The organism is Pseudomonas sp. LBUM920 (assembly GCF_003852315.1).
Lineage (GTDB): Bacteria > Pseudomonadota > Gammaproteobacteria > Pseudomonadales > Pseudomonadaceae > Aquipseudomonas.
In genome coordinates, this window is record NZ_CP027762.1 from 929,865 (window position 1) to 939,515 (window position 9,651).

Below are 9,651 nucleotides of genomic sequence, written 5' to 3' on the forward strand. Positions count from 1 at the left end.
CTTGAAGGAGCGCAGGGCATGAGTGTGTATGAATGGGCACGGCAGGAGTTGCGCAGAAGTCAGGACGCCGCACAGGAAATCGGTTTCGACCCAGGCTTGACCTTGCGCGCCATGCTCAGCGCCGTGGTGCAGCAGAGTAAAGGTGTGCGCAGTTTCGAAGACCTGGCCGACGAGCTGCAATACCTTGCAGAGAACCTCGACGACCAGCAGGAATACGCCTTTATGCGGCCTTAGTGCTTAGGCTGAAAGTCTTCGGAGAACAGGTCGTCTTCGGCATCCGGGCTGACCGGAATCTTGTGCTCCTCTGATGCCCAGGCGCCCAGGTCGATGAGTTTGCAACGGTCCGAGCAAAACGGCCGATTGAGGTTGTCTGTTTTCCATTCCACGGGTGCACCGCAGGTTGGGCAGTCGACGGTCATAGGTTGGCTCATGATCGGCCTCCACACAAAGTAAGGTAAAAGTGGTGCAGTCGCTCGACCTCGCTGTGCAGCCAGGCGAGGTCCTGGTCATTGACCAGCACGTCATCGGCATGGTTCAGGCGGTCTTCACGGCTGGACTGGGCCTTCAGAATCGCCTGCACCTGCTGTTCGCTGATGCCGTCGCGCTGCAGGGTACGCTGAATTTGCAGTGATTGCGGCACGTCAATCACCAGGATGCGCTGGGTCATGCTGTACTGGCCGGACTCGATCAGCAGCGGTGACACCAGGATCGCGTAAGGCGACCGCGCGCGCGCCAGGTGGCTGCGAATCTCCTCGCCAATCAGCGGGTGCAGCAAGGCTTCCAGCCAGCGGCGTTCTTGCGGCACCTCAAAGATCAGTTTGCGCAACGCGGCGCGGTCCAGCTGGCCGTCGGGTAACAGCACGCCTGCACCGAAGTGCTCGGCGATTTGCTTCAATGCCGGGCGGCCGGGCTCAACCACCCAGCGCGCGGCATGGTCGGCGTCGACCAGGTCGATGCCCAAGTCCATGAAGTGCTGAGCGGCCGCGCTTTTGCCGCTGCCGATGCCGCCGGTGAGGCCAAGAATCCAGGGTGTTGCGACAGAAGTGGTCATTTGAAACCGACGGACTGCAAATAGAAGCCGGTTATTTGACCACCCCAGAGCAATGCAATCCAGCCGGCAATCGCCAGACACGGACCAAACGGCATCGGTGCCGACCCCTGGGGCTTGCGCAAGCGCAGCAGGATCAGCCCTGCAAGCACCCCGAGCAACGAAGACATCAGCAGTGTCATCGGCAGAATCTGCCAGCCACCCCAGGCGCCGAGCAAGGCCAATAACTTGAAGTCGCCATAGCCCATGCCGTCCTTGCCGGTGATCATCTTGAACAGCCAGAACACCGTCCACAGGCTCATGTATCCGATGACCGCCCCCCAAAGCGCATCCGGCAGCGTTGCCAGCAAGCCCACGCTGTTGAGAATCAGCCCCAGCCATAACAGCGGCAACACCAGAGCGTCGGGCAGCAGTTGATGATCCACATCGATCAGGCTCATCGCCAGCAACCCCCAGCTCAGCAGCATCACTGCACCGGCTTGCCAGCCGAAGCCGAAATGCCAAGCTACCGCCGCCGAGACCAGCGCGCCGGCAAGTTCGGTGATCGGGTAGCGGGCACTGATAGGTTCACGACAATGGGCACAACGACCCTTGAGCAGCAGGTAACTGAGCAGCGGAATATTTTCCCACGCGCGAATCGGATGATTGCACCGGGGGCAGCAGGAATGAGGGCGCACCAGGTTGTAAGCCGGGCCCCCAGGGTCAGCAGGCAAGCCGAGCACCTCCTGGGCCTGGGCGCGCCATTCGCGCTCGAGCATTTTCGGCAGGCGCCACACCAGCACATTGAGGAAACTGCCGACAATCAGGCCCAGCACCACTGACAGCCCGACAAAGAGCCACGGTTGTTCATTCAGCAACGGGTTCAAAATGCCGACCCCAGCTGGAACACTGGCAGGTACATGGCTATCACCAGTGCGCCAACGATGCCGCCCAATACCACCATGATCAGGGGCTCCATCAGGCTGGTGAGGTTATCGACCAGGTTTTGCACATCGGCCTCGTAGTGATTGGCGACTTTTTCCAGCATGCGGTCCAGGGTTCCCGATTCTTCCCCGATGGCCGTCATCTGGATTGCCATACTGGGAAACAGGCGGCTGTTGGCCATGGATTGGTGCAACTGCATGCCAGTGGATACATCGTGACGCATATGCTCGATCGCCTGTTTGAACAACCCATTTCCCACCGCTCCCGCCACGCAATCCAGCGCCTGCACCAACGGCACGCCCGCGGCGAAGGTCGTTGAGAGTGTGCGGGCGTAGCGGGCAACCGCGGTTTTTTTCACCAGTGTGCCTGCCAGTGGCGCGTTCAACAAACCAAGGTCCAGCCAGTGACGAAGACCGGCAGATTCGCGGTAGGCGTGGCGCAGCCCGATAAGTGTCGCGGCCAGGCCCAGTGCCACCATCCACCAGGCATGCTGCAGGAACTCGGACAAGGCTATGACACTCAGGGTGAAGCCCGGCAGTGTGCCATCGACACCGGCAAACAGGTTCTGGAACTGCGGCACCACGTGGATCAGCAAGACCGTGCTGACCAGGCCTGCAATCACAATGACGGCAATGGGGTAGGTCATGGCCTTCTTGATGCGCGCCTTGAGCTGCTGGCTTTTTTCCAGATGGATGGCAACGCGCTCCAGCAGCGTTTCCAGGGCGCCGGCGTGCTCGCCGGCGGCAATCAGGTGGCAATACAGGTCATCGAAATAGCGCGGTTGTTTTTTCAGCGCGGCCGCCAGGTTGTTGCCGGCAGCGATTTCCTGTTTCAAGCCCTTGATGAGCTGGCGCATCAGGCGGTTGTCGAAGCCTTCGCCAATGATGTCGAACGCCTGCAACAGCGGTATGCCAGCCTTCAGTAATGTCGCCAGCTGGCGGGTGAACAGGGCAATATCGGCGGGTTTTATCGGCGGGGCGAAGCTTGGCAGGCGTGGGGTTTTCTTGCGGATGCGGCCGGGGCAAATCCCTTGCTCGCGCAGTTGTGCCTTGATCAGCGCCAGGTTCTGGCCTGTGGTTTGCCCGCAGACTCTGCGTCCTTTGCGGTTGATGCCTTCCCAGGCGTAGATCGTTGCAGCGTCATTCATGTCACGTTTCCGCACACAGGTCGTTGAAGATTTATAGCTTAGTCAGGTGAGGGATTCGGACAGGCTGGCGGCGAAGGATAAAATGTCAGATTGTGCGTATTGCAGGCGATTGGTCGTGCGTGGATGAGTACACTGGCGCCGTTGCACAATGCGGGGCGCAGGACGCGCCTTGTGAGCGTTTTTTATTCTGGAGAGTGAATGTGATGCGTCAGAAAGGCTTTACCTTGATCGAGCTGTTGATCGTCGTGGCAATCATCGGCATTTTGGCCACTATCGGTTTGCCCATGTATACCAAGTACCAGGCCAAGGCCAAGTTCACCGCGGGGTTGGCTGAAGTCTCCGCGCTGAAGGCAGGTTTCGAGGACACCCTCAACCAGGGCACCGTACCGACCCTGACCTTGATCGGCGGCACCAGTCCCACTGCCAATTGCAAGATCGACGTGGCAGGCGATGTGGCCACCGGCGCAGGCTCCATTCGCTGTGAAATTCTTGATGCGCCTGCGCCCGTGCTGGGCAAGACCATCACGTTGACGCGCAGCGCCACCACGGGCTGGACGTGCGCGACCACGGCTGAAGCGCAATACGTTGCCAAAGGCTGCGGCGCCGACGGGGCCTGACGGCCGTCGGGCGGTAGGCGAGTTAGTTGCCGCCTGCCCAATGCGGTGCTAGCTTTAGCCCACCGCCCGTGTAGCTCAGCCGGTAGAGCAGCGCACTCGTAACGCGAAGGTCGCAGGTTCGATTCCTGTCTCGGGCACAAGGCAACACTGTTTTAAAAGGCAACACTGTTTTCAGATGATCCCAGAATGGTTCTGAAGGCCAGACGAGCCGGCATTCATGCTTGCTCTTTCGTATCTGCGCAACCTTGATGACCCAGATGCATCCCCATTCCTCGATCTAAGAGAACAACATGACCACACCAGAAATGACCCAGGAAGCGCGGCACGAAGCAGCCCTCAAAAAGTACGTTGCGGAGTCGCCGGAACTGCTGGATGAGATCAAGGACCTGAGCGCCGATGATCAAAGGGACCAGATCCAATGGTCATTTGAGGATGAGGCCGAGGCCCAGGGCCTGCAGCCATGGGAATTGACCCTCAAGTACACCTCGACGCCGGAAGAGTTCGAGGCCGCACGTCTGGCCTTGCACAAGGAGGCCGCCGAGGTGCTGGGTGTCGACTGGAACGAGTATTGCGGGATGAACAATCTCGCGATCTGAAACACTGTGCAGGCGCCGGCTTGCCGGCGCTTGCATTAAAGCGTCAGATGCTCAGCCGCATCGACAAGTCCACCGCCTTCACATCCTTGGTCATTGCGCCGATGGAGATGTAGTCCACTCCGGTTTGGGCGATGGGCAGCAGCGTGGTTTCATTGATCCCGCCGCTGGCCTCCAGCTTGGCCTTGCCCGCATTCAGGCGCACGGCCTCACGCATGTCATCCAGGCTCAATTCGTCGAGCATGATGATGTCGGCGCCCGCCGCCAGCGCTTCGCGCAGTTCCAGCAGGCTTTCCACTTCGATTTCCACCGGCTTGCCCGGCGCGATCTTGTGCGCGGCGGCAATCGCCTGCGCAATCCCGCCGCACGCCGCGATATGGTTTTCCTTGATCAGGAATGCGTCATACAACCCGATGCGGTGGTTATGACAACCGCCGCAGGTCACCGCGTATTTCTGCGCCAGGCGCAGGCCCGGCAGGGTTTTGCGGGTGTCCAGCAGTTTGACCTGAGTCGTGGCGACGAAATCCGCCAGGTACTGAGCGCGCGTGGCAACGCCTGACAGCATCTGCAGAAAATTCAACGCGCAGCGTTCGCCGCTGAGCAGTGAGCGGGCAGGGCCCTCAAGGTGGAACAGCGCCTGGTTGGGACTGACACGCTCACCGTCGGCAACCTGCCAATGCACCGCGACCCGCGGATCGAGCTGGCGGAACACTGCATCGACCCAGGCCGTACCGGCGATGACGGCCGCGTCGCGGGTGATGATCGTAGCCTTCGCCAGCCGTTCGGCCGGAATCAATTGCGCAGTGATGTCGCCGCTGCCGATATCTTCCAGCAGTGCACGGCGCACGTTGGCTTCGATTTCGGCGGTGAGGTCGGCAAGACGGAGATTCGGCATAACAGGCTCCACAAACAAAGTGCCTCGGATTATAGGGGCAGCGCGGCTGTGAACCCATACTCAACACTCATTTACACAGCAAAGGCAGAGTTTGCTGGCGCAACTACCCTCATTTGCAAGATAATCCTGCGCCTTGCAATTGGCGTCATAGCTTTGACGTCCTGGTGATAACCGGTTTTCGCAGCCCCCATCGGGGCCTGTAGCTGATCGTTCCCCACCCCAACACCGCCGTTTCAGGAGGCCAGGATGCACATTGACGGAAAGGTGGTGCCAATCAACAAGGCGCACGCCACGCCATCGCCGCTTGCGCGCCTGCCGGTGGTGTTGCTGCAGGTTCGCGACAAGGCTGCCCAACAGTTGCAGCAAGGTCTGCAGGAACTGTTCGATAACGCCGATGACACGCTGTTCGAAATGGCCGACAAGGCTCGCAGTAACGTTGACCATCACATCTTCTTTGAAGCGATGCGTGACTTGCGCCTAAAGCGCAAAAATTTTGAACGCGTGTTCATGGAGCAGCTGTTTGCCGCTTTCGCCAGTCTGGGCCACGCAGAGCCAGGCGAGCCGCATTTGGTGCCGGTGGTGTCGTATGAGGCGGCGCGCGGCACGTCCAGCGACGAATTGGAAAAGGCCGTTGCGCTGGAGGCCATGCTCGGCCGGGTGCGACATCGCGATGGCCTGGCGCTGGGCCAACTGACCGCGCGCTTGAGTGCATTGCTTGGCAAGCCTCTGAGCGAGCGCGACAACCCGTTGGGTCCGGCGCTGCTGTGCGAGTTCTTTTTGCGCGCGGGGCGCAGCCTGGGCGTAGAGATTCGCGTCAAGCTGATCATGCTCAAACTGTTTGAAAAGTACGTGCTCAGTGACGCCGACCAATTGTTCGGCGAAGCCAATCAGTTGCTGGTCGCCACCGGGGTTTTGCCCGAACTCAAGGCGGTGCCCTCGCGTCGGCCTGGTGGGCGTGCCGCCCGTGACCAGCAGCGTGAAGGCAACCCGCCAACCATCGACCCGCCCCAGGATGAGAACGGCCAGCAAGCCTTCGCCGCCCTGCAGGTTTTGTTGGCGGCGGTGCGTGGCAGCGTGGCGCCTACCCTGGAAGCCTGCGCCGAACCGCAACCCATTGCCTCGCGCGACCTGCTGCGCCTGCTCTCGCACTTGCAACAATATGTGCCAGAACCTGAGGCCGAAGACGATTTCGACCTGCGTAACCAGCTTGAACAACTGTTGACCCGCGTCAGCGTCAAGAGTGGCAAGTCGCGTGTGGTGGAAGGCGCCGATGAAGATGTGATCAATCTGGTCGCCTTGCTCTTCGAGTTCATCCTCAACGATCGCACCGTGCCTGATGCGTTCAAGGGCTTGATCGCGCGCTTGCAGATTCCGATGTTGAAAGTGGCGGTGCTGGACAAGAGCCTCTTCAGCCGCGCCAGCCACCCGGCACGTCGACTGCTTAATGAAATCGCCTCGGCTGCCATGGGCTGGAGCCCGCACGATGGCTATCAGCGCGACAGCCTGTACCTGCATATTGAGCAAGTGGTGCAGTGTTTGTTGAATGACTTCGTCGAAGACCTGACGATTTTTTCCCAACTGCTGGCGCAGTTCACGGCGTTCACCTCGGATGAACAACGCCGTAGCGCGTTGCTGGAACAACACACCCGTGAAGCCGAAGAGGGGCGCATACGCACGCACGCCGCACGTGAACGTGTGGCCGATCTGCTCAATCGGCGCTTGCTCGGCAAGGTCTTGCCGCAATCGGTGGTGCGCTTTCTGCAACAGGCGTGGAGCCAGGTGCTGTTGTTGGCCAGCCTCAAGCACGGCGAACAATCGGTGCAGTGGCAGGCGGGCGTGCGGACCATGGACGAGTTGATCTGGAGTGTGGGCCTGCAGACAGGCACCGAGGCCGGCCGGCACCTGCTGGAGCAACTGCCCGGGCTGCTCACGGCGTTGCGCAACGGCTTGACCAGCGCGGCGTTCGACCCTTTCAGCACCCGTGAGTTTTTTGTTCAGTTGCAAGCCATGCATGTTCAGTCTGCCGAAGGCGAATGCATCGACGCGCTGATCAAAGTGCGTGAGCCGTTTTCGTTCAGTGTCGGGTTGCCTGATTCACTGCAACCCTTGCCGAGCGATGACCCGGACCTGCTCAAGGCTCACCAGCTGCGCGTTGGTGGCTGGTTTGAGTTCCAGCAGGACGAAACCACAGCGTTGCGCTGCAAGTTGACGGCGATCATGGCGCCGGCCAACAGCTACATTTTTGTCAGCCGTACCGGGCTCAAAGTCCTGGAGAAAAGTGCCGACCAGTTGGCCATGGCGTTCAAGCGCGGAGCCCTGCGTACCCTGGACGACGGGCTGCTGTTCGACCGCGCGCTGGCGTGCGTGGTGGGCAACCTGCGTCAACTCAATCGCGGCAAGTGATCGCAACCGCAGGCCTGAACGCGGCATACTGGTAACACCTCGTCTCAATCAAGGAACCCGTATGCAGTTGGACCCCACCAGCGGTTGGTGCCAGGGCATTCGCCATTGCCCTTCGCCCAACTTCAACGAGCGCCCCGCCGGCGAGATCTCACTGTTGGTGGTGCATAACATCAGCCTGCCACCGGCACAGTTTGCCACCGGCAAGGTGCATGAGTTTTTCCAGAATCGCCTGGATGTCACGCAACATCCTTACTTTGAAGGCATTGCCGACCTACGGGTGTCTGCGCATTTTCTGATTGAGCGCGACGGCAGCGTGACGCAATTTGTGTCGTGCCTGGACCGCGCCTGGCATGCCGGGATATCGAGCTTCGAGGGGCGCGAGGTGTGTAATGACTTTTCCCTGGGAATCGAGCTGGAAGGGACGGACGAGCTACCGTTTACCGAGGCTCAGTATGTTTCGCTGATTGACCTCACACGACAGCTGCTGGCGGCTTATCCAGACATCACCCGGCAGCGTATTTGTGGTCACAGTGATATCGCACCGGGTCGCAAGACCGACCCGGGCCCGGCTTTTGATTGGACGCGCTTTCGCAGCGCCCTGCAGGATGGAGGACACGCACGATGAGTTTCCTGGTGTTGGTGTTGGCGGTCTGGATCGAGAAGTTCTCGGCCTTGCGTCAGCGGTTACAACGCGACGGTGGATGGTTGCGTGAGCTGGCCAAGCTGGAATCCAGCCCGCGTATGGGGAAGCGGCCCTGGCTGATTCTTGTCCTGCTGGTGTTACTGCCGGTGGCCTTGCTGGCGTTGTTGCTGTTGGTGCTGGAACCAGTGGCTTATGGCCTGCTGGCGCTGCCGGTGCATCTGCTGGTGGTGATTTACAGCCTTGGGCGCGGCGATCTGCTGGCTGGGCTTGGGCCATTTCGCGATGCATGGCGACGCGGTGACCTGCAGGCCGCCGAGCATGTGGCCGAACGAGACCTGAAGGTGGTGGCTGACAATGGCGAGCAACTGCTGGAGCGCGTTCAAGGCCATTTGCTATGGCAGGCCTACCAAAGCTTTTTTGCAGTGATCTTCTGGTACTTCCTGTTGGGGCCGGTGGCGGCGTTGGCGTATCGCCTATTGGCATTGGCCAGCGAATACAGCCAGAACCCGCAAGTCGCCGAGCGTGCCGGGCAATTGCGTCACGCGTTTGACTGGGTGCCGGTGCGCCTTCTGGCGGCAAGTTTTGCCCTGGTGGGTAACTTTGTCGCGGTCGGGCGCGTGATGTTGCATGAGTTGTTGAGCTGGGACATCAGCGCTGCACAACTGGTAGAAAAAGTCGGCCTGGCGGCGGCTGAAATCCCACCGCCCGTGGTGGGGCCTGAGGGTATCAACAGCCTGGATCGGCTGTGGGAACTGCTGCTGCGCGCGGCGGTGCTGTGGTATGCCGGGTTTGCGATCTGGACCGTACTGCCGTAGCTGGCCAGACGACCGGGTTTTTGTGGCGAGGGACTTTGTAGCCACGCCACAAAAAACCGCTCACCACAGCTCGTTAACCTTACGTTACAAAACTCCCTTTCAAATTGAGCTATACAGGCAGAGCGCCAAATAGTGGCTATCTGCCGCTGCGCCCCTGCGCCTCAATAAAAATAATAGAAAGGGAGTTCACCTGTGAAGAGCTTGCTCTATCCCGCCGTCGCGCTGATGAACCGCCTGAGTTTCGGCATGAAATTCAACCTGATCAGCGTGCTGTTCCTGCTGCCGATGCTGGCCACCAACTATTTCCTGGTGCGTGATTCCTGGTCGCAATGGCAGGGCACTCGCATCGAACTGCAAAGCCTCGATCTGCTCGGCCGCAGCCTGGCGCTGCGCCGTGACCTGGAAACCCTCAATAACCAGGTGCAGATCAACGCGGTGCTGGGGCAGTCCGGCAAGGCCGGTGATCTGGAGGGCAAGATCAGTGCATTGGAACAGAGCGTGTTGAGCCGCCTGCAAGGCCTCAGCGCGATGACCGGCGACCCTGAACACACGCGTGTTTTTGATGG

11 protein-coding genes and 1 tRNA gene are annotated in these 9,651 nt (G+C 60.2%); 7 read left to right on the plus strand and 5 right to left on the minus strand.

All coding sequences use genetic code 11. The annotated features are described in order from the left end of the window. Window positions 1-18: 18 nt before the first annotated feature. Window positions 19-234, plus strand: a complete 216-nt coding sequence (locus C4J83_RS04140) for a hypothetical protein (RefSeq protein WP_003171680.1) — start codon at window positions 19-21, stop codon at window positions 232-234. Here the strand turns inward: C4J83_RS04140 and yacG are convergent. From yacG to C4J83_RS04160, 4 genes are read right to left on the minus strand one after another with little or no spacing between them, the layout of a single operon-like run. Further along, complete coding sequence (gene yacG / locus C4J83_RS04145) at window positions 231-431, minus strand: DNA gyrase inhibitor YacG (RefSeq protein WP_106578604.1); 201 nt, start codon at window positions 429-431, stop codon at window positions 231-233. The genes C4J83_RS04140 and yacG overlap by 4 nt on opposite strands. After that, window positions 428-1,051: a dephospho-CoA kinase gene (gene coaE, locus C4J83_RS04150; RefSeq protein ID WP_106578605.1), complete on the minus strand. Its 624-nt coding sequence runs from the start codon at window positions 1,049-1,051 to the stop codon at window positions 428-430. Before coaE ends, yacG begins: the two co-directional genes overlap by 4 nt. Further along, a complete protein-coding gene (locus C4J83_RS04155; RefSeq protein WP_124416407.1) occupies window positions 1,048-1,914 on the minus strand; it encodes a prepilin peptidase in 867 nt (288 codons plus the stop codon). Before C4J83_RS04155 ends, coaE begins: the two co-directional genes overlap by 4 nt. Next, window positions 1,911-3,119, minus strand: a complete 1,209-nt coding sequence (locus C4J83_RS04160; protein ID WP_124416408.1) for a type II secretion system F family protein — start codon at window positions 3,117-3,119, stop codon at window positions 1,911-1,913. Before C4J83_RS04160 ends, C4J83_RS04155 begins: the two co-directional genes overlap by 4 nt. Window positions 3,120-3,322: 203 nt before the next feature. Between C4J83_RS04160 and C4J83_RS04165 the strand changes: the two genes are divergently transcribed. The 3 genes from C4J83_RS04165 to C4J83_RS04175 all read left to right on the plus strand — a co-directional run bounded on the left by C4J83_RS04165 (window position 3,323) and on the right by C4J83_RS04175 (window position 4,332). Next, window positions 3,323-3,736 (plus strand): pilin, encoded by a 414-nt coding sequence (locus tag C4J83_RS04165; protein WP_124418836.1) that lies wholly within the window; start codon window positions 3,323-3,325, stop codon window positions 3,734-3,736. Between the two features lie 64 nt (window positions 3,737-3,800). After that, window positions 3,801-3,873: transfer RNA gene (locus C4J83_RS04170), tRNA-Thr, on the plus strand. A gap of 153 nt (window positions 3,874-4,026) precedes the next feature. Beyond that, complete coding sequence (locus C4J83_RS04175; RefSeq protein WP_106578609.1) at window positions 4,027-4,332, plus strand: DUF6388 family protein; 306 nt, start codon at window positions 4,027-4,029, stop codon at window positions 4,330-4,332. A 43-nt stretch (window positions 4,333-4,375) separates the two neighbouring features. Here the strand turns inward: C4J83_RS04175 and nadC are convergent, their stop codons facing one another. Then, a complete protein-coding gene (gene nadC / locus C4J83_RS04180) occupies window positions 4,376-5,224 on the minus strand; it encodes a carboxylating nicotinate-nucleotide diphosphorylase (RefSeq protein WP_119736538.1) in 849 nt (282 codons plus the stop codon). 246 nt (window positions 5,225-5,470) lie between these two features. Between nadC and C4J83_RS04185 the strand changes: the two genes are divergently transcribed. The 3 genes from C4J83_RS04185 (at window position 5,471) to ampE (ending at window position 9,085) form a co-directional block, all read left to right on the plus strand. Continuing rightward, complete coding sequence (locus C4J83_RS04185) at window positions 5,471-7,627, plus strand: DUF1631 domain-containing protein (RefSeq protein ID WP_124416409.1); 2,157 nt, start codon at window positions 5,471-5,473, stop codon at window positions 7,625-7,627. 61 nt (window positions 7,628-7,688) lie between these two features. Then, entirely contained in the window at window positions 7,689-8,252 is a 564-nt protein-coding gene (gene ampD / locus C4J83_RS04190; RefSeq protein ID WP_106578612.1) for a 1,6-anhydro-N-acetylmuramyl-L-alanine amidase AmpD, read from the plus strand. Beyond that, window positions 8,249-9,085, plus strand: coding sequence for a regulatory signaling modulator protein AmpE (gene ampE / locus C4J83_RS04195; RefSeq protein WP_106578613.1), 837 nt, complete (start codon window positions 8,249-8,251; stop codon window positions 9,083-9,085). The genes ampD and ampE overlap by 4 nt, the downstream gene beginning before the upstream one ends. Window positions 9,086-9,651 lie beyond the last annotated feature (566 nt).

What these genes read in the sequence shown, in the direction of transcription:
- C4J83_RS04165 (WP_124418836.1), top strand. Translation starts at nt 3,323, where the DNA reads ATGCGTCAGAAAGGCTTTACCTTGATCGAGCTGTTGATCGTCGTGGCA.
- yacG (WP_106578604.1), bottom strand. Translation starts at nt 431, where the DNA reads ATGAGCCAACCTATGACCGTCGACTGCCCAACCTGCGGTGCACCCGTG.
- C4J83_RS04185 (WP_124416409.1), top strand. Translation starts at nt 5,471, where the DNA reads ATGCACATTGACGGAAAGGTGGTGCCAATCAACAAGGCGCACGCCACG.
- C4J83_RS04140 (WP_003171680.1), top strand. Translation starts at nt 19, where the DNA reads ATGAGTGTGTATGAATGGGCACGGCAGGAGTTGCGCAGAAGTCAGGAC.
- ampD (WP_106578612.1), top strand. Translation starts at nt 7,689, where the DNA reads ATGCAGTTGGACCCCACCAGCGGTTGGTGCCAGGGCATTCGCCATTGC.
- nadC (WP_119736538.1), bottom strand. Translation starts at nt 5,224, where the DNA reads ATGCCGAATCTCCGTCTTGCCGACCTCACCGCCGAAATCGAAGCCAAC.
- ampE (WP_106578613.1), top strand. Translation starts at nt 8,249, where the DNA reads ATGAGTTTCCTGGTGTTGGTGTTGGCGGTCTGGATCGAGAAGTTCTCG.
- coaE (WP_106578605.1), bottom strand. Translation starts at nt 1,051, where the DNA reads ATGACCACTTCTGTCGCAACACCCTGGATTCTTGGCCTCACCGGCGGC.
- C4J83_RS04175 (WP_106578609.1), top strand. Translation starts at nt 4,027, where the DNA reads ATGACCACACCAGAAATGACCCAGGAAGCGCGGCACGAAGCAGCCCTC.
- C4J83_RS04160 (WP_124416408.1), bottom strand. Translation starts at nt 3,119, where the DNA reads ATGAATGACGCTGCAACGATCTACGCCTGGGAAGGCATCAACCGCAAA.